The 19,132-nt window shown below is 60.6% G+C and carries 18 protein-coding genes and 1 tRNA gene; 14 read left to right on the top strand and 5 right to left on the bottom strand.

Annotated elements, in window-relative coordinates; genetic code table 11:
• Positions 1-45: 45 nt before the first annotated feature.
• Complete coding sequence (locus tag ACU8HS_RS09655; RefSeq protein ID WP_113413206.1) at positions 46-1,386, bottom strand: ABC transporter substrate-binding protein; 1,341 nt, start codon at positions 1,384-1,386, stop codon at positions 46-48.
• 258 nt (positions 1,387-1,644) lie between these two features.
• Between ACU8HS_RS09655 and ACU8HS_RS09650 the strand changes: the two genes are divergently transcribed.
• From ACU8HS_RS09650 to ACU8HS_RS09635, 4 genes are all read left to right on the top strand, one after another.
• A complete protein-coding gene (locus ACU8HS_RS09650; RefSeq protein ID WP_112756032.1) occupies positions 1,645-2,673 on the top strand; it encodes a LacI family DNA-binding transcriptional regulator in 1,029 nt (342 codons plus the stop codon).
• 107 nt (positions 2,674-2,780) lie between these two features.
• A complete protein-coding gene (locus ACU8HS_RS09645; protein WP_113413204.1) occupies positions 2,781-3,824 on the top strand; it encodes a hydroxyacid dehydrogenase in 1,044 nt (347 codons plus the stop codon).
• A 10-nt stretch (positions 3,825-3,834) separates the two neighbouring features.
• Positions 3,835-4,479, top strand: a complete 645-nt coding sequence (locus tag ACU8HS_RS09640; protein ID WP_112756267.1) for a ThuA domain-containing protein — start codon at positions 3,835-3,837, stop codon at positions 4,477-4,479.
• Between the two features lie 28 nt (positions 4,480-4,507).
• Positions 4,508-6,016: an aldehyde dehydrogenase family protein gene (locus tag ACU8HS_RS09635; RefSeq protein ID WP_447015812.1), complete on the top strand. Its 1,509-nt coding sequence runs from the start codon at positions 4,508-4,510 to the stop codon at positions 6,014-6,016.
• A 67-nt stretch (positions 6,017-6,083) separates the two neighbouring features.
• Here ACU8HS_RS09635 and ACU8HS_RS09630 read toward each other — a convergent pair whose 3' ends face one another.
• Both ACU8HS_RS09630 and ACU8HS_RS09625 read right to left on the bottom strand, forming a co-directional pair.
• Complete coding sequence (locus ACU8HS_RS09630; protein ID WP_112562447.1) at positions 6,084-6,341, bottom strand: DUF2934 domain-containing protein; 258 nt, start codon at positions 6,339-6,341, stop codon at positions 6,084-6,086.
• A gap of 720 nt (positions 6,342-7,061) precedes the next feature.
• A complete protein-coding gene (locus ACU8HS_RS09625; RefSeq protein ID WP_447015811.1) occupies positions 7,062-8,054 on the bottom strand; it encodes a site-specific integrase in 993 nt (330 codons plus the stop codon).
• A 178-nt stretch (positions 8,055-8,232) separates the two neighbouring features.
• Between ACU8HS_RS09625 and ACU8HS_RS09620 the strand changes: the two genes are divergently transcribed.
• The gene (locus ACU8HS_RS09620) at positions 8,233-9,537 is read left to right on the top strand and encodes a PAN domain-containing protein (protein ID WP_447015810.1); all 1,305 of its coding nucleotides are present in this window, start codon (positions 8,233-8,235) and stop codon (positions 9,535-9,537) included.
• Between the two features lie 779 nt (positions 9,538-10,316).
• On the opposite strand, the gene ACU8HS_RS09615 is transcribed toward ACU8HS_RS09620, so the two are convergent.
• Positions 10,317-10,406: transfer RNA gene (locus ACU8HS_RS09615), tRNA-Ser, on the bottom strand.
• 304 nt (positions 10,407-10,710) lie between these two features.
• On the opposite strand from ACU8HS_RS09615, the gene rplU reads away from it, so the two are divergent.
• The 4 genes from rplU to ACU8HS_RS09595 all read left to right on the top strand — a co-directional run bounded on the left by rplU (position 10,711) and on the right by ACU8HS_RS09595 (position 12,698).
• Positions 10,711-11,028: a 50S ribosomal protein L21 gene (gene rplU / locus ACU8HS_RS09610; RefSeq protein ID WP_007824851.1), complete on the top strand. Its 318-nt coding sequence runs from the start codon at positions 10,711-10,713 to the stop codon at positions 11,026-11,028.
• Between the two features lie 34 nt (positions 11,029-11,062).
• Positions 11,063-11,332, top strand: a complete 270-nt coding sequence (rpmA, locus tag ACU8HS_RS09605; protein ID WP_112562449.1) for a 50S ribosomal protein L27 — start codon at positions 11,063-11,065, stop codon at positions 11,330-11,332.
• A gap of 125 nt (positions 11,333-11,457) precedes the next feature.
• Positions 11,458-12,114 carry a GNAT family N-acetyltransferase gene (locus tag ACU8HS_RS09600; RefSeq protein WP_112544911.1) on the top strand — a complete coding sequence of 219 codons (657 nt, stop codon included), beginning with the start codon at positions 11,458-11,460 and terminating at the stop codon, positions 12,112-12,114.
• Complete coding sequence (locus ACU8HS_RS09595; protein ID WP_112562451.1) at positions 12,111-12,698, top strand: GNAT family N-acetyltransferase; 588 nt, start codon at positions 12,111-12,113, stop codon at positions 12,696-12,698. Before ACU8HS_RS09600 ends, ACU8HS_RS09595 begins: the two co-directional genes overlap by 4 nt.
• A gap of 33 nt (positions 12,699-12,731) precedes the next feature.
• Here ACU8HS_RS09595 and ACU8HS_RS09590 read toward each other — a convergent pair whose 3' ends face one another.
• A complete protein-coding gene (locus tag ACU8HS_RS09590; protein ID WP_112756261.1) occupies positions 12,732-13,598 on the bottom strand; it encodes an endonuclease/exonuclease/phosphatase family protein in 867 nt (288 codons plus the stop codon).
• An 83-nt stretch (positions 13,599-13,681) separates the two neighbouring features.
• On the opposite strand from ACU8HS_RS09590, the gene obgE reads away from it, so the two are divergent.
• The 5 genes from obgE (at position 13,682) to modA (ending at position 19,114) form a co-directional block, all read left to right on the top strand.
• Positions 13,682-14,752, top strand: a complete 1,071-nt coding sequence (gene obgE / locus ACU8HS_RS09585; protein ID WP_112702731.1) for a GTPase ObgE — start codon at positions 13,682-13,684, stop codon at positions 14,750-14,752.
• Complete coding sequence (proB, locus tag ACU8HS_RS09580) at positions 14,745-15,914, top strand: glutamate 5-kinase (RefSeq protein ID WP_112702732.1); 1,170 nt, start codon at positions 14,745-14,747, stop codon at positions 15,912-15,914. The genes obgE and proB overlap by 8 nt, the downstream gene beginning before the upstream one ends.
• Complete coding sequence (locus ACU8HS_RS09575; RefSeq protein WP_112562459.1) at positions 15,907-17,190, top strand: glutamate-5-semialdehyde dehydrogenase; 1,284 nt, start codon at positions 15,907-15,909, stop codon at positions 17,188-17,190. Before proB ends, ACU8HS_RS09575 begins: the two co-directional genes overlap by 8 nt.
• Entirely contained in the window at positions 17,171-17,833 is a 663-nt protein-coding gene (locus ACU8HS_RS09570; RefSeq protein ID WP_447015809.1) for a nicotinate-nucleotide adenylyltransferase, read from the top strand. Before ACU8HS_RS09575 ends, ACU8HS_RS09570 begins: the two co-directional genes overlap by 20 nt.
• 489 nt (positions 17,834-18,322) lie before the next feature.
• Positions 18,323-19,114, top strand: coding sequence for a molybdate ABC transporter substrate-binding protein (gene modA, locus ACU8HS_RS09565; protein ID WP_112562463.1), 792 nt, complete (start codon positions 18,323-18,325; stop codon positions 19,112-19,114).
• The last annotated feature ends 18 nt before the right edge of the window (positions 19,115-19,132 follow it).

Raw genomic sequence — 19,132 nt, 5'->3', positions numbered from 1 at the left:
CATGCGAAAAAGGGATGCGGGAGGAAAATCCCGCACCCGTGCGGCTCATCCTTGGGAGACGGTGTAGCCCTGATCGGCGCAATAGGCGCTGACCCCTTCCTGCAGGCGGTCGAAGGCATCGCTGAGCGAGCCCTTGCCGCCGATGGAGGCCGAGAATTCCTGCTGCACCTGGGCGGCGAGATAATCCTGGAACGGCGCATACTGGAACGAAGAATCGACGTGTTTGGCGCTTTCGGCAAAGATCTCGTTGACGGCCTGGCCGCCATAGAGGTCGTATTTGTGGCCCATCAGCTCCTGATCGGAGGCAAGCTCCTTCAGAACCGGGAAGAGGAACTGCTTGGTCGTCCACATGCGCGCCACGTCCGGATTGCTGCCGAGGAAGACGGCAAGCTGCGTGGCTTCCTTCGGATGCTTCGTCGTGTTGAAGACGGCGAATGTGGAGCCGCCGAGATTGGCGGAGACGTATTTGCCCTCTTCCCACTGCGGCAGGGGTGCCGCGCGCCAGTGGCCGTTGCTCTTCTTGGCAAACTGCGGAATGAAGACGGCGCCCCAGGCACCGGTCATCCACGAGGCATAGGTGCCTTCGTCGAGCCCGGTGAACCAGTCGGTCGTCCAGACCGGCGTCTTGACGCCGACGGCATCGGCATCGATCAGGTCCTGCCAGAAGACCGCCCATTTCTTGGCGACCGCATCGTTGAGGTTCAGCTTGAGGTCCGTGCCCTTGAGTTCGAAAGGCTTCCAGCCGGCCTGCGCAAGAAGCGCAATCACCCAGCCGCCGTCGGCCGTACCGCCGAAATTGGTAAGGTAGGTGCCGGGCGCCGCCTTCGAGAGCGCCTTGGAATTGGCCGAAAATTCCGCCCAGGTCTTCGGAACGGCAATCTTGTGCTGGTCAAGCACGTCGGCACGGTAGAGGATGCCCATCGGGCCGGAATCCCACGGAATACCGTAGACGGCATCGCCATCCGAAGCAGAAGCCCAGGTCCAGTCGATGAACTTGTCCTTGACCTCGTTGGCGCCGTGCTGGCCCATATCGAGCAGCGCCTGCAGCTGGCGGAAGCCCGCAATATTGGTGAATTCGACCTGGCCGACATCCGGCAGGCCGCTGCCGGCCTGGATGGCGTTGCGCAGCTTCACATATTCATCCGGCCCCTGGCCGGCATTCTCGAGCTTGACGCTGATATTGGGAAAGGCCTTGGTGAAGAGGTCGATCTCGCTCTGCGTATTGGGCGTCCATGCCCAGATCGTCAGTTCCACCTTCTCCTGTGCGCTCGCCGCCGAGCCGAGGCCCGACATGGCCGCAGCCGCGGCACCGGCGCCGGCGGCCTGCAGAAGCTGACGGCGGCTGATCATCGCCTGAATGAATTCGCGTTTCATGTCGTTTGTCATGGAACCTCTCCTCCCGAATCGACGGCGCCAATCCGCGAGCGACAGGTGCGCAGCAAGACCGGCTTTCCACAGGGACGCAATTCTGCATGCGCAATTTGCGTTGTCAATTGCGCAAATTTCGGCTTTGTGCAAATTTGATTGCGCGAAACCTCCCCTCTTGCGTTGCGATAAGCTGCGAAGAGCCGTTGAAATCCGGTGGCAAAGGGTGGATTTGTCGCAGGAATCCTCGAATGATCGGAGGGTTCAGGAGGACAGGGATTGAAGAAGTCAGGTAAGCCCGACGCGAACCAGATCGCGATTGCGAAGGCGGCAGGCGTTTCCGTCAGCACGGTTTCGCGCGCACTTTCCGATGCGCGCGGCATCAGCGACGAGCGCCGTCTGCAAATCCGCAAACTGGCGGAGGATGCCGGTTATCTCGGGCGCGGCCGCCAGCCGGCGGCGCAGGCGCGCCACTTGCGGGCCTATGTGACCGGCAGCCTTGCTACAGGCGGCCTCGCGCCCTTCTACGAAGCCGTCATTGCCGGCCTGAAGGGCAGCGCCAGAGAAAGCGGCTTCACGCTCTCCATCCGCATGGTGGACGAAACCGCCCTCGGCCCGGAGCGCATGCTGCGCGACCAGGAAAACGAAGAGGCGAACATGACGATCTTCGTCGGCATCGACCTTTCGGAAAACCTTGCGGCGCATTTCCTCGACGGCAGGCACCATGCCGTGCTGGTAAACGGTTACGATCCCGCCATGCGTTTTGACTGCGTGGCCCCGAACAATTTCTTCGGCGCCGAATTGGCGGGCCGCACCCTGCTGCAGGCGGGGCACCGGAACTTGCTTTATATTCACGATCATACGCGCTGGACGACCACCCAGCGCCGCCGCGGCTTCTATTCGGCGCTGGAAACCTGCCCCGACGCCGTCTGCACGGCCATCAGCGTTGCCGGCGGCACGGATGCGGAATTGCTGGCCGAGGTGGAAAGGCGCTCGCGCGGTCAATCCGGCTGGACGAGCGTTTTCTGCGCCAACGACATGGGCGCCTTCCGCCTGATGAATGCCCTGGAAGCAGCCGGCATCGCCGTGCCGGAGAAGGTCTCCGTCATCGGCTTCGACGACCTTCCCTATGCCGCGCTCATGCATCCGCGGCTGACGACGATGCGTGTCGATTGTGCGGAAATGGCCCGGCAGGCGATCGGCCTCGTGCAACGGCGTCTCGCGGATCAAGGCGCCACGCCCCTGCAGATCGAATGCGGCGTCAGCCTGCAGCGCGGCGAGACCGTTACGCAAATTGCGCAAATTTGAGAAATATGCGTAATTAACTTGCGTAACTTGCGCATCCATGCGATCTGAATGTCCATGCGGCCTGGCCGCTCCGGGACTGCGCGGAGTTCTTCTCGGCGCAAGGGAGAATGCAATTGCTTCAGGATGCTTTGATCGCGCAGAAAGCCCGCCCGGCACTTGCTTTCGCCTTCGGCCCCTTTGGCGTGGACAAGCTCTTTGACGCTTCTGATGCCGGCCGGCTGAGCCCCTCCTGCCGTATTATCACCGATCTGCCCATCCGCGATTTCACCACGGCTGAAGCCAAACGGGCTCTTTCCGAAGTGGAGATCCTCGTCACCGGCTGGGGCTGCCCGATGATCGACGCGGCAGTCCTGGACGCCGCACCGGCGCTGCGGCTGATTGCCCATGCGGCCGGTTCGGTGAAGCATTTCATCGCGCCGGAGGTTTTTGAACGGGGTATCCTCGTGACCAACGCCGCCGATGCCAATGCCGTCCCGGTCGCCGAATTCACGCTTGCCGCCATCCTCTTTGCCAACAAGCAGGTCTTCCGCTTTGGCCGGGATTATTCGCGCCAGCGCAGCTTCGTCAATGTTTCCCAGCACTATGACGGCAAAGCCGGCAATTGGGCAAAGCGCGTCGGCATCGTCGGCGCTTCGCGCATCGGCCGGCGCGTCATCGAGCTTTTGCGCCCCTTCAACGTCGACATCCTGCTGCACGACCCGCTGATGGATGTGGGCGAGGCTCGAAGGATCGGAGCAACGCTCGTTTCGCTCGAGGAACTGATGGAGAGCTGCGACACGGTTTCCATCCATGCGCCGTTGCTTGCCTCCACCCGCGGCATGATCGATGCCGGCATGCTCGCCCGCATGCCGGACGGTGCGACGCTGATCAACACGGCCCGCGGCGGCATTGTCGATGGCGCGGCCCTGGAAGCCGAGCTTGTCAGCGGCCGGCTTTGGGCAATTCTCGACGTGACGGAGCCCGAAACGCCGCCGGCCGCTTCGCCGCTTTATACGTTGGAGAATGTGCTGATGACGCCGCATATTGCCGGCGCCATCGGCAGCGAGCGTCATCGCCTTGGCCGCCTCGTGGTCGAAGAGATCGAGCGCTATCTGGCGGGAGCGCCGCTGCGCCATAGTGTTACCGTCGAGGGCCTGTTGCACCAGGCCTAGAGGAGGAAATATGAAGAAGGCGATCATCGTTTGGGGCGGCTGGCCGGGCCACGAGCCGGAACCCTGCGCCAATATCGTCGGCGAGCTGCTGCGTGAGGACGGTTTTGCAGTTGAGATCACGAATGATCTCGGCATTTTCGCCTCCCCGCAACTTGCCAGGGCCGATCTCCTGGTGCCTGTCATCACCGGCGAGAAACTGGAAAAGCCGCATGCCGATGCCCTCGTCGGTGCCGTGCGTGGCGGCCTGGGCCTTGGCGGCCATCATGGCTGCCTTGCCACCTCCTTCAAGGAAAGCGCTCCCTTCCGCTACGTCTCCGGCGTCACCTGGGTCGCCCATCCCGGCAATATCATCGACTTCCGCGTGGCGATCACCCGGCAGGACGATCCGCTGATGGAGGGCATTCCGGATTTCGACTACCGCTCGGAACAATATTACCTGCACTACGATCCTTCGGTCGAAATCCTCGCCACGACCACTTTCACCGGCCAGTACGATCCTGCCGCGCGTAATGTGACGATGCCGGTCGTCTTCAAGCGGCATTTCGGCGAGGGCCGTATTTTCTATTCGGCCCTCGGCCATGTCGCCGCCGAATTCAGCCATCCCTACATGCCCCTCATTCTCCGGCGCGGCCTGAGCTGGGCCGCCCGCCAATAGCCAAACCAGCAGCCGCAAGGACAATGTCATGACCGTCCAGTATCGTTTCATCGCGCCGCGCCTTGATGATCCGCGTCTTCTGCAGGATCGCCGCTATTCCATGCTGATCGGCGGCAAGAGCGTTGCCGCCCGGTCGGGAGAGACGATCGCCCGCGAAAGCCCCGCCCATCCCGGCCATATCGTCGGCACGATTCCGAAGGGTTCGCGCGCCGATGCCGAGGCTGCGATCGCCGCTGCCCGCAACGCCTTCGACAACGGCCCCTGGCCGAAAATGACCGGCGGCGAACGCGCCCGCATCATGCGCCGCGTCGGCGATCTCATCGAAGCCAATCTGGAAGAGCTTGCCACGATCGAGGCACTGGAGGTCGGCAAGGCAATCAGCCAGGCGCGCGGCGAAATGGGATTTTCCGCAACGCTCTGGCACTATGCCGCCGGTCACGCACAGGGGCTGGAAGGCGAAACGCACAACGACATGGGCGCCAATACGCTCGGCCTCGTATTGCGCGAACCGGCCGGCGTCGTCGGCATCATCACGCCCTGGAATTTTCCGCTTCTGATCGGTTCCGAGCGCATCCCCTGGGCGATCGGCGCCGGCTGCACCGTCGTCATCAAGCCCAGCGAATTCACCTCGGGCTCGACCGTCCGGCTTGCCGAACTTGCCCGCGAGGCCGGCCTGCCGGATGGCGTGCTGAATGTCGTGACCGGCTACGGTGCCGATGTCGGCCAGATTTTCGCAGAACATCCCGATGTCGATATGGTGACGTTCACCGGCTCGCAGCGCGTCGGCCGCATCATCGGCGCGATTGCCGGCGAGAACATCAAAAGGGTCGGCCTCGAACTCGGCGGCAAAGGCCCGCAGGTGGTCTTCGCCGATGCCGATCTCGACGCAGCCGCGGCAAAGATCTCCGGCGGCGCCTTCCATTGCTCGGGCCAGGCCTGCATTGCCGGAAGCCGCCTGATCGTCCACGACTCCGTCGCCGACAGACTTCTGGAGAAGGTGGCGGCGCTGGCGGCAAGGATCGTCACCGGCGATCCGCTCGACAATTCCAGCACCGTCGGCTCGCTGATCCACAAGGCCCATCTGGAAAAGGTCGCCGGCTATGTGGCCGAAGGCAAAGCCGATGGCGCCGAGGTCTATACCGGCGGCACGGTTCTCGGCGAAGGCGGCGCCTTCTTTGCACCCACGATTTTTACCGGCGTCAGGCCGGACATGTCGATCGCCCGCGAGGAAATCTTCGGCCCAGTCCTCTCCACTTTCCGCTTCAAGGATCCGGAGGAGGCAATCCGGCTTGCCAACGATACGCCTTTCGGCCTTTCAGCCTGTGTCTGGTCGAACAATCTTTCGACCGCCTTGCAGGCGATCCGCCGCATCAAGGCCGGCCGTACCTGGATCAACGGCATGGGCGACGGCACGCCGCAAATGCCGATCGGCGGTTACAAGCAGAGCGGCATCGGCCGCGAACTCGGCCGCCACGGCTTCGACGAATATTCGGAATTGAAGAACGTCCACATCACGCTTGCGGACAGACTGGCCTGAAGGCGCAAAAGCCGCCGACCCGACGGGCGGCGGCCTGACCATAACTCGCAAGGCTCGCGTTGCCGTCCTAACGGCTCGCGGCTTTGCGCCGGCTGCGCCTGATGTTCTGTGTTTCGGCCTCGTCATAAGCCCGCATCAGCCGACCGGCAGCCTTCAGCTTCTCGATAAGGTCGCTTCCGTCTGCGGAAGCCTTGGTGGCTTCGAGCTGCTCGAACTCCCTCAGCGCCTGCGCCCAGTGGCTCTCGCCCCGGCCATGCGGCCTTCCTTCCTCTTCCCAGATGGCATATGCCCGCTGGCTGACCCAATCATCCCGATTACGACTCATTGTAAAACCCCAGCGGTCAAAAGGCTCACGCAATATCAATGCGAACAAAGGTGCCAGCCGGGACTTTAGGAGTCGTTACTGCCGACTGTAGTTCTGCAGGATAAATTGCATCGGAGAGAGTAGTTTTCGGCAACTATAGTTAAAAGGACGGTAACGTCCGCCAGCCCTTAATCGCGCTGCTCTCGCCGAACCGGATATCCATCGTGGCAGCCAGCCACTGTGACCTTGCCCCCAAGTTTTATCCGGTTTTGAGTTCGCTACAGCGGTTTTGGGTTGCTGTGTTCGGGGCGGCAGCGGCGGGTTGCGGTGCGGAGCGATTGAATGCTCGAAGCAGCACAGCTCTGGTGCGATGGAAGCGCGAATCAGTGAAGCGATGGAAATTGCTTGCACCGAGACGCGTAAGCTTTCTGATAGGGCGCGCGGGCATGTTGACAGCTCGGAAAAATCGCAAAATCGCGAGATTTTTGTCAGCGTAGCGTTAACTTACGTCAACATCAGTATCCTTATGAGGATGGTCATTAGACAAAACGCGGGTGTTTTCGGCCGGGTCAATGTGACGGCTGTCAATATATAGGCCGTGTTTTGTTGACAAATGTTGACGGCCGTCAACATCAAGACGGGTCGGGGATGGGTAGTTGGATGCCGGATTTGCTCAGCCAGCAGGCCGCATCATGTAGCGTGTCCAGCGTATTTTCTAGGACTTCGATCGCCGCGGATATTTCAGGAGAGCCGGACGACCAGATCGTCGGCGCTCAGGTGTGTGTAGCGCTTCAGCATGCGGATCTCCTTATGACCACTGATGCTGCTCACTTCCATGATGTTCAAGCCCCGCTCGAACAGCCGGCCGATTCCCTCGTGACGTAAATCGTGGAAACGAAGTGCCTTGACGCTCGATCGCGTCAATAGACGACGCCAGGCTTGTTCGAGTGCCCCGGCTGTTATCGGGAAGACGGTAGCGTGATCTACGGCCGCTCTTTCCTTCCACTCGTTAAGAGCCTGGAATGCTCGTTGTGACAGCGGCACCTCGCGACCGGAGCCGTTCTTCGTCATCGCCAATGTGATCACCCGGCGATTGTGCGAGATGTCGCGCCACTTCAGCCCCAAGATCTCCCCGCGGCGCATCCCTGTTTCCACCGCGAGAATGATGATCGTCTTGAAGAAGGGGATCTTGCCCGCGTCGCAGCGATCGAGCAAACGCTGCTCCTCATCGCCGTTTAGACGCCGGCGCCGCTCATTTCTGATAACAGGACGCCGCACTAGCTTCACAACGTAGCGACCGAGTGGAAAACCCCAGTCGCGGATCGCGACCTCAATCACGTGGCTGAGGATTGCAAGCTCGCGCACCGTCGTAGATGGAGCTACGGTCCGAAGGCGCTCGTCGCGAAAGAGAGCTATATCCTGCTGGCTCAGCCCAATCATGGTTCGATAGGCCAGCTCATGCCGTCGCAAAACATCGATCCGCTGGATTTCCTGCACCGAGCCTCGCTTGGTCGGTGAGACCTCGCGCTGGTAGCGCTCCAGTAGCTCGCCGAGCGTCGTGCTTTCCAGGATTCTCGTGTCTGGCGCAGCGCCGAAACGATCGACTTGAGCCTCAAGGTCGCGTGCCCACTTCTCAGCTTCGAACTTGCTGTCGAACGACTTGCAGCGGGGCTTCATACCGCGCCGGCGGACCTGCGCTTGCCAGCGTCCTCTGAGCTTCCGGATCGTCGCCATGTCATCTCTAATCGAAATTGAAGATCACGCGTAGGATGCCCCTAGAGGGGTGCCAAGGACTATCCCGGCACGAGCGTCGTCCATTAACCGCAATCCAGAATATACAGCGTCGCGCCTACAACAACCTTGTCAACTTGAGGTCTATGTAGTTTGATAATCTTGGGCCGGGAGCTTGTTCATGCGTAAATTGCTTCGATTTGCCGCGTTGAGCGCTGCGCTATGTGTAACAACAATGGCCAGCCTTGCAGCCGCTTCTGAGAAAGTCTTTGGTCCCTTCGTCGTGGATGACGCCAAGCCAGATGTTATAGTAATGAACGGCGATATCGACGTCGGCTCAGCACTCAACTTCAGGCGAGCTCTTCACGCAGCGCCAGGCGCTAAACTTGTTACCTTGAACAGCTCAGGCGGTGCCGTGCAAATGGGTCTGCTGATGGCAGACGACATTCACGAGCGAAAGCTCGCGACCTACATCCCGAAAGACAGCGCATGCCTATCCGCATGTGCTTATATGTTTCTTGCGGGCATCGAGCGGAAAGTCGACGGCAAGCTCGGCGTGCATCAGATTTCCTCTGATACCTCAGATCTTGTGGGAGCGCAGCTCACGATTTCCGACATCATTGACGTCCTCAACCGCTTCGATACTCCTGTGGACGTGTTGAGCGTCATGTTCAAGACGCCGCCGAATGACATGCACGTCTTCACGCCAGAAGAGATTGACCGTTATAAGCTCAATCGAACTGGCGATGGGTCAAAGCCCTCTGCCGCCGGCGCGCCTGCGGCACCAGATACATCTCCGCCCGCCCCAAACACGACGAGCGCAACGGAATCAACTACGCAGCCAGTGACGCCGGAGCAGCCGCACTCGACAGAGACAACGGTAAGCACAACGCCGACGCCGCAGACACAAGCGAAACTTTCACCCATCGAAGAGTTCACAAAGCGCCCAAACCGGATCGCCATCTACACCGGCTTAGATCTCTTCGGCGACGACATTTCTTCTATCCGAGCAAGCGACGCTGCCGAATGTGCTCAGAGTTGCCTGATGATGAACGGTCAATGCAAGGCATTCACCTTCAACGCCAACCCAAAGATCACAAAAGGGCCGAACTGCTTCCTCAAATCCAGTGCAGGGCGGGCAGATGGAAATAGCGTCGCCTTCTCAGGCCGATTCCTCAGCGGTGCCGACGCCGACCCGCCCACATTTGCTCTTGGAACGATCGACCCGCAGAGCGCACTCTTTCACGACGTTGACTTTCGAGGCAGCGATCTCTCCGCGCGCCCTCATAGCACCGCCAAGACGCCGCTCGACTGTCGCCTTGCCTGCGTTGACGACAATCGCTGCATGGCCTTCACCTATAATTACTCGAAGAAGCAGTGCTGGCTGAAAGGGTCGATTGGCACACCCATGCCAGGCAAGGGAATGGTCAGCGGGTTTAAAAAGTTTCAGAGTTTCTCGCCCGCGAAGATCATCAGCTTGAACTGAGGGACAACTGCACGCTTCGAATGGGCCGGTTAACGGCACCTCGTAAAGTCCGGGCGCTGAGATGGATCAATTCGAATATCTGGTGAGCCTCAGAAAAGAGCTCATGGGCCAAATCGGAGTTATAGAAAACGCGAGGCATTCGCTGTGGTGGGACAACACTGCCTCGAACTATTCGACTCGCCGATCTCTTGTCAATGTGTTGGAGCGTTACACGACTGCAGCCGCAGATCACGGAATACTAGTTGTCACCCGGCACTGCGATTGCCCGAACAAACAACACCCGGAGTATCCAACGAGTAACCAATATGGCTTCGCGATACCGTATCGATCTAAAAAGCTCGTGTGGGAAGGTGACCAGCTCTATCAAGGAAATCGCCTCTGCAAGTGCCCGTGCTCAGATCGCAACGCGCCATCCGACCATTGGGTAATCGATGATCTTGTATTCAAGCGTGACGCTGATCTAATCTTATGTCGTCAGCTATCGAGCGTCTTATCAGACATACACAGCGCAATAGAAAGTTCCGCGACGAAGAAGTCTCGCTCCGGAATCCGCGAATACCTTCTGCGGGCTTTGTTAACTCTCAACGATGCGATTCTACCGCAAACGGTCGATGAATACATCAACCGACGCTCACGCTCCTATAAACCGAAGCAAGTCCAGCCTCGAGATTCGCGCTAACAGTGCCTCAATTGTGGCCCAAACTGTTTCCGGCTTCTTCATCGAAGATGTAACAAGTTCAGCAGATCGCGGGGGAAGCCCTACGGCCGAAAGAGCGTTATGGCGGAGAGGGTGGGATTTGAACCCACGATACCCTTGCAGGTATGCCGCATTTCGAGTGCGGTGCATTCGACCACTCTGCCACCTCTCCGCGGTCTTGGTCGGCGCTTGTTCGGCGCGGGCGTTCTCATAACGAGCAAATGACAGACTGGCAAGCCGAAATCTCAAGCTTTTCCATCCTTTTGCCTTGACACTTTTCTGTCACTCGCGTATCCCGCCTCAGCAATAGGAGTGGAGAAGTCCGCCCCTTGCCCGCCTCGCGCTCGCGCGGGGTTTCACCGGCAGACCAGAGTTCCGGGCCAGTTCCCTGAAATCCCTGCTTAACTTCGACTGATAAAAAGACAGCCACCTGCGCTTTGCGGGGAGAGCTGGATCGAACATGAAAGGATAAAATAATGTTCGCAGTCATCAAGACCGGCGGTAAGCAGTATCGCGTGGCGGCCAACGACGTGCTGACCATCGAGAAGCTTGAAGCCTCCGCTGGCGACTCCATTGAATTCACCGAAGTCCTCGTGATCGGCGAAGGCGCCGACGCGGCGATCGGTGCGCCCTTCGTAGCCGGCGCCTCCGTCAAGGCGGAAGTCGTCGACCAGACCCGCGGCAAGAAGGTCATCGCCTTCAAGAAGCGTCGTCGTCAGAACTCGAAGCGTTCGCGCGGCCATCGCCAGCATCACACGGTTGTCCGCATCACGGACATCGTGGCTGCCAAGTAAGATCAACGGGTTTCAGGTTTAAAGGAGAACTCCAATGGCACATAAAAAAGCTGGCGGTTCCTCGCGCAACGGTCGCGATTCCGAATCCAAGCGCCTCGGCGTGAAGAAGTTCGGCGGCGAGAACGTCGTGGCTGGCAACATCATCGTTCGCCAGCGCGGAACCCAGTGGCATCCGGGCGCCAATGTCGGCCTCGGCAAGGATCACACTCTTTTTGCGCTTACGGCTGGCAATGTGGACTACCGAACGAAGGCCAATGGTCGCGTGTACGTGTCTGTAATGCCGAAAGCGGAAGCAGCGGAATAAGCCGGTAGCGCTCAAAAACAGCCGGCGTCTCATCGACCCGGCTGACCGTACCAGGTTCAGTCCAGAAAACAGGGGAGATGGGGCGCCATCTCCCCTTTTTCTTTGTCCAAACAGGAGGACTGAACATGCAAGGCGAATTGATAAGGGTTGACCAATCACGGTCATCCCGGGAAGACCAGCGGTCTTCCATGGAACGGCTGAGGCCGGAGCGGTTAAGGACCGATTGCCCTGTCTTGTTATCGGAACGGCTCGTCATGCGCGCGCCCCACGAGGAAGACATTGACGCCCTTGCCCATCTCGCCAACAACGCCAAAGTCGCCACCATGGTATCGCGTATGCCGCACCCCTATACCGCCAATGATGCCGCCGACTTTGTTTGGCGTACGCGAAATGGCGAGATTGGTAAGTGCGTCTATGCCATCACCAAGGCGGAGAACGGTGCCTTCATGGGTTGCTGCGGCGTAGAGCCGCACACCGACGAGAAGACCGTCGAGATCGGCTACTGGCTGGGCGAACCCTACTGGAACCAGGGTTATATGACCGAGGCCTGCCATGCGCTCGTCGACATGGTGTTCAGGACAAGGCAGCAGGTCGAGCAGATCGACGCGCGTTGCCGGGTCATGAACGTCGCCTCGCGCCGCGTCATCCAGAAGTGCGGCTTCCAGTTCCAGGGCTCCGGCCTTGCCGCCTCGCTCGCGCTCGGCAGCAACGTGCCGGTCGAATGGTACCGGCTCGACCGCAAGACCTGGATGTCGCTGAGAAGCTGGGGGGCAATCTCATGAGTGCCGTTACCCTGCAGAGACCCAGGACCAAGCCCATGATGCCCGGCCCCGCGCCGGTCATCACGACGGCAAGGCTGACGCTGCGTCCGCACCGGCTGAGCGACGCTCCGGCGATCGCGGAATCGCTTTCCGATTTCGCAGTCACCCGCATGCTGGCCCGCGTTCCTGCTCCCTACGACCGGCAGGATGCGCTGGATTGGCTGATCCCGGTCACGTCGGGCGCCCTGCCGGACTGGAGCCTGGCGATAACGGGCAGCGACGATGTCCATATCGGCAACGTGTCGATCGAACTTCGTCACGGCCGCTGGCACCTCGGTTACTGGCTGAACCGCTACTACTGGCGGCGCGGCTATATGAGCGAGGCGGCGGAAGCCGCGCTGGAGCGTTTCTCGCGACGCATGCCTGACGTCCCGGTTCATTCGGGCGTCTTTGCCGACAATCCTGCATCGCTCCGGCTGCAGGAAAAGCTCGGTTTCCGGATGACCGGCTGCAGCGAAATCTATTCTTTCGCCCGCAACACGATGGTCGCCCATATCGAAACCGTGCTGCAGCCGGGCGCGTTGCAGCAGAGAAAAGTGGCATGACGTCGAAGGACGCCGCCCGACGGCGGCGTCCTTTTAATCGCCGATCTCGACCCGAAGAGGAAAATGATCGGAGCCTTGGCAATCCGTATCGATGAAAGCGGATTTCAACCGGTCCTTGAGGCCGCAACTGACGAAACAGTAATCGAGATGCATGCGCCTGCCGCGATCGTCCGGATCCATCCAGCTGTAGCTTTCGGGCCTATAGGCTCCGAGCGCCGCAAAGGCGTCGACAGGTGTGCCGACGCGCGCCGTGCGGCCGTAAAACCGGTCGGCGGATCCGGCAAAGGCGCAGTATTCCGGCGATTCCGGCTCCATGTTGAAATCGCCTATAACGACATAATCCGTCGGCAGCGGTGGCTCGGCAAGCCCGAATTCGGCGCCACCGGTGAGCGACGCGCCTTCATGAACGAAGGCATTGATGCGCTCGTTGAGATAGCGGAGCTGCGCGATGCGCTCGTCTCCGGAGACATGGTCGAGATGGACGGAATAGACGCGGACAGCGCCATCGGGCAGCGCAATGACGGTTTCCGTTGCGCCGCGCTGCAGATTGATCTTGTCCACCGTGCGGCTGCGCGGCAGAAGCAGCGTTCGCACCGACAGGATGGGCCAGCGCGACAAAACCATGTTGCCGAACTGGAAGCGAGTGCCGCGCGGCAACGAAATCTGGCCCGGCGCCGCCTCGACATGAATATCGCAGGCTGGTCCATAGACCCAGAAATGGTCGGGAAACAGCGCCCCGATAGCGCCGGGCATATCGGCATGACCGTTGCGGGCAAAGCCTCTCGTCACCTCTTGCAGGGCGATGACATCGGCACCTTCGAGACCCTTGGCGATACGCTCCAGATCGTATCTGCCGTCGAGACCGAAGCCGTACTGTATGTTATAGCTCGTAAAAATCACGATATTCTTTGACCTCTGCCTGAACCGCCTATATCGAATGGGCCAAGAGGGGTCGCCCAAACGCACTGAGTACTGGAAGTAAAATGAAATTTCTCGATGAAGCAAAGGTCTATATCCGGTCGGGTGACGGCGGCGCAGGCAGCGTTTCCTTCCGCCGCGAGAAATTCATCGAGTTCGGCGGCCCGGATGGAGGCGACGGCGGACGCGGCGGCGACGTCTGGGTGGAGGCCGTCAACGGCCTCAATACGCTGATCGATTTTCGCTACCAGCAGCATTTCAAGGCCAAGATCGGCATGCACGGCATGGGCAAGAACCGCACCGGCGCCAACGGCGACGATGTGACCCTCAAGGTTCCGGTCGGCACGCAGATCTTCGAGGAGGACAAGGAGACCCTGATCTGCGACCTGACCGAGGAAGGCCAGCGCTTCTGCCTCGCCCGCGGCGGCAATGGCGGCTTCGGCAACGCGCATTTCAAGTCTTCGGTCAATCAGGCGCCGGACTGGGCCAATCCCGGCCTCGAGGGCGAAGAAAAGACCATCTGGCTGCATCTGAAGCTGATCGCCGATGCCGGCCTCGTCGGCCTGCCGAATGCCGGCAAGTCCACCTTCCTGGCCTCCGTCACCCGCGCCCGGCCGAAGATCGCCAACTATCCGTTCACGACCCTGCATCCGAATCTCGGGGTTGCGACCATCGACGAGCGGGAATTCATCCTTGCCGATATTCCAGGCCTCATCGAGGGCGCGCATGAGGGTGTCGGCATCGGCGACCGCTTCCTCGGTCATGTCGAGCGCACGCGCGTGCTGTTGCATCTCGTTTCGGCCCAGGAAGAGAAAGTCGGCAAGGCCTATAAGACGGTCAAGCACGAACTCGAAGCCTATGGCAGGGATCTGGCCGACAAGCCCGAAATCGTTGCGCTCTCCCAGATCGACACCGTTGACGATGCGACGCTGAAGAAGAAGGCCAAGGAACTCGCCAAGGCCTGTGGCAAGACGCCGTTTCTGATTTCCGCCGTGACCGGCAAGGGAATGACCGACGTGCTGCGTGCGCTGCGCGACATCATCGTCGAAGCCAATACCGAGGAAAAGCCGGCCAAGACGCCGAAGCTGCGCCATCGCGACATGATCCTCACCGATGAGGACGAGAGTGATGAATAGCCGAAAGCCGCTGGATCGCTATCGCCGCATCGTCATCAAGATCGGCTCTGCCTTGCTGGTCGACCGCAAGACCGGCCTGAAGAAAGCCTGGCTTGACGCCATGTGCGCCGATATCGCCGCGCTGAAGTCGAAGGGCGCCGATGTTCTCGTCGTCTCCTCCGGTGCCATCGCGCTCGGCCGCTCGGTGCTGGACCTTCCCTCCGGCGCCCTGAAGCTGGAGGAAAGCCAGGCGGCGGCGGCCGTCGGCCAGATTGCCCTGGCCCGGGCCTGGTCGGAGAGCCTTTCGCGCGACGAGACCGTTGCCGGCCAGATCCTGCTGACGCTTGGTGATACCGAGGAGCGCCGCCGTTACCTCAACGCCCGCGCCACGATCAACCAGCTTCTGAAGATCGGCGCCGTGCCGATCATCAACGAGAACGATACGGTCGCGACCAGTGAAATCCGCTATGGCGACAACGACCGCCTGGCCGCCCGTGTCGCCACCATGACCGGCGCCGACCTGCTGATCCTTCTCTCCGATATCGACGGTCTCTACACCGCTCCGCCGCATCTCGATCCGGATGCGCAATTCCTGGAAACCATTGCCGAAATCACGCCCGAGATCGAGGCCATGGCCGGTGGCGCGGCCTCTGAGCTTTCGCGCGGCGGCATGCGCACCAAGATCGATGCCGGCAAGATTGCGACGACTGCGGGCTGCGCCATGATTATCGCATCGGGCAAGACGGAAAGCCCGCTTTCGGCCATCGAAAACGGTGCGCGGTCCTCCTGGTTTGCCCCTTCGGGTACGCCCGTGACCGCCCGCAAGACCTGGATTGCCGGGCAGTTGCAGCCGGCCGGCACGCTGCATCTCGACGAAGGTGCCGTTACGGCGCTCGGCGCCGGCAAAAGCCTGTTGCCCGCTGGCGTACGCAACATTTCCGGCAATTTTTCCCGGGGCGATACGGTCGCGATCATCGCGCCCTCGGGCCGCGAGATCGCTCGCGGCCTCGTCAGCTATGATGCGGAGGAAGCCCGCCAGATCGCCGGCCGCAAATCGGCCGAGATCGAGGCAATCCTCGGTTATCCCGGCCGCGCCGCCATGGTCCATCGAGACGATATGGTCATGACGGCGCAGATCGGTTCGAAATCGGAAAGGCAGAAGAAGGACGCAAGTTATGCTTGATGCGGTTGTGCAAAGCCCTGACATTGACGTGCTGATGAATGACATCGGCCGCAAGGCCAAGGCCGCCGCGCGACCGTTGGGCTTTGCTTCCACCGATTCCAAGAACATGGCTCTAAGCGCCATGGCCGACGCCATCCTGGCGAACAAGGCCCATATTCTTTCGGAAAATGCCAAGGATTTGAAAGATGTAGAAGGCACGGACATGCTCGCCTCCTTCATCGACCGCCTGACGCTGAACGACAAGCGTGTCACGGAAATGGCCGAGGGCATCCGGGCGATTGCCGCCCTTCCCGATCCTGTCGGCGAAGTGATTGCGTCCTGGGATCGTCCGAACGGCCTGAAGATCGAGCGTGCCCGCACGCCGCTCGGCGTCATCGGCGTCATCTTCGAAAGCCGGCCGAACGTGACGGCCGATGCCGGTGCGCTGTGCCTCAAGGCCGGCAACGCGGTCATCCTGCGCTGCGGCTCGGATTCGCGCCGCTCTTCGGCTGCGATCCATGCCTGCATGGTCGAAGGCCTGAAGGCTGCCGGCCTGCCGGAACATGCAATCCAGCTCGTACCCGTCACGGACCGCGCCGCCGTCGGCGCCATGCTGCGCGGCCTTGACGGTGCAATCGACGTCATCGTGCCGCGCGGCGGCAAAAGCCTCGTCGCCCGCGTGCAGAACGAGGCGCGGGTGCCGGTTTTTGCCCATCTCGAAGGCCTCTGCCATATCTATGTCGATGCGTCGGCCGATCTCGATATGGCGAAGAAGATCATCGTCAACGCCAAGATGCGCCGCACCGGCGTCTGCGGTGCAGCCGAAACCCTGCTGGTCGATAGCGCCGCAACGGGCACGCATCTGGCACCGCTGATCGAGGTTCTGGTTAAAGCCGGCTGCGAGGTTCGTGCCTCGGCAGCCGTTCTTGAGGTCGTACCCGGCCTGAAGCCCGCGACCGAGGAAGACTGGTCGACCGAATATCTGGATGCGATCATTTCCGTTGCCGTCGTCGACGGCATTTCCGGCGCGATCGACCATATCCAGAAATATTCGTCGAACCACACGGAAGCCGTGCTCGCTGAAGATCCTGCTGTCGTCGAGCGTTTCTTCACGGAGATCGACTCGGCCATCCTCCTGCACAACGCCTCGACCCAGTTTGCCGATGGCGGCGAATTCGGCATGGGTGCGGAGATCGGTATCGCCACCGGCAAGATGCATGCGCGCGGCCCCGTCGGCGTCGAGCAGCTCACTTCCTTCAAATACCGCGTTCGCGGCAATGGACAGACGCGGCCCTGACGTGACCACGGAGCAGCTAGACCGGCGTTATCTCCGCATGCCGCATAGTGAACGCGGCATGATCGTCGGCCTATTCGGCGGCTCCTTCAATCCGCCGCACGAGGGACATGCCCTGGTCGCCGAAATCGCCATCCGCCGTCTTGGGCTTGACCAGCTCTGGTGGATGGTGACGCCCGGCAATCCGCTGAAGAGCCGCAATCATCTGGCACCGCTTGCCGAGCGTATCGCGCGCAGCGAAAGCATCGCTACCGATCCGCATATCAAAGTGACCGCCTTCGAACAGGCCTTCGGCGTCAGCTATACGGCCAATACGCTCGCCCGCGTGAAAGCCCGCAATCCGCATGTGCATTTCATCTGGATCATGGGCGCCGACAGCCTGGAAAATTTCCATCGCTGGCAAAAATGGCAGGATATCGCCCGCACCTTCCCGATCGCCGTTATCGACCGGCCGGGCTCGACGCTCTCCTACCTTTCCTCGAAAATGGCCAAGACCTTTGCCTTTGCCCGCATCGACGAAGATGATGCCCGTATTCTCTGGAAGAAGCCCGCCCCGGCCTGGACCTTCATTCACGGCCCGCGCTCGACCCTGAGTTCGACAGCCATTCGCGACGGCGCGCTGCATAAGGCAGCCGAACAGGTCTGATCGTCTGAAAACTTCCGGGAAATGAAAAGCCCGACGCGGGAGGAGGTGCGTCGGGCTTAAAACTTGATCGACAACTGGGAGGAGGAGTGTTGTCGATCCTATCGGACGGCTATGGGAGGAGGAGAAGCCGTCGGATGATTATCTTTTAGCACATTTGTTCAGAAGGTGAATATATACAGGTGCAATGCAGCAATGCATGTAGCGCAGACCTCCGCAAATCAAGGCCGAATTCGTTGCCGGTTTAATCAGCAAATATTGATCGATCCGGACCGGCTGGCTGGAACTCCTTGCCGTTTGGCAAGCGGAAGTGCCACATTTTTGCCTTCTGCCTGCTAGGCTTGACAGAAGCCATGCACCTCACGAATGCGTGAAGATGCGGCGCGGGAAACCGGGACTCCGCGGCCGCTATGTTTCATGAAACATAACTCTAGCCAAAGCGCGCACGCCGTTATATCCGTTTAGATATTTCGAAACATGGAGCGAAAAATCATGCAGAACCGCCGCTATTGGATGAAACTGGCAACCGCCGCGATTTCGGCCATCTGGCTCGGCGCGGCGGCGCTTTCGGCACCTGCCGCAGCCGCCGAAAAGGTAACGGTCTTCGCCGCCGCAAGCCTGAAGGATGCCCTTGATGCGGCCAATGCCGCCTGGGCCAAGGAAAGCGGCAAGGAAGCCGTCGCTTCCTACGCGGCAAGCGGCGCGCTCGCCAAGCAGATCGAAAATGCCGCCCCTGCCGATGTCTTCATTTCCGCCGACCTCAACTGGATGGACTATGTCGCCGACAAGAAACTGATCAAGGCAGACACGCGCTCCAACCTTCTCGGCAACCGCCTCGTGCTCGTGGCGGAAAACGGCAAGCAGAAGCCGGTAGAAATCAAGCAGGGCTTCGATCTGGCGGGGCTGGTCGGCGATGGCAAGCTCGCCATGGGTGAGCCGAAGTCGGTTCCGGCCGGTAAATACGGGCAGACGGCGCTCGACAAGCTCGGCGTCTGGAAGTCGGTCGAACCCAAGGTCGCCTATTCCGAAAGCGTGCGCGCCGCGCTCGCCCTCGTTTCCCGCGGCGAAGCGCCTTACGGCATCGTCTACCAGACGGATGCGGCCGCCGATAAGGGCGTTGCGATCGTCGGCACCTTCCCGGCCGATTCCCATCCGCCGATCATCTATCCGATCGCGCTTCTCGCCGAGAGCAAGAATCCGGATGCCGCCGCCTATCTCGATTTTCTGAAATCGGACAAGGCTGCCCCCTTCTTCACGGCACAGGGCTTCACCATCCTGAAATAATTGCGCAATCGGCGCTGA

This window comes from Rhizobium sp. KDH_Rht_773_N (assembly GCF_052946295.1).
This window is presented reverse-complemented; position numbering and strand designations above follow the sequence as displayed.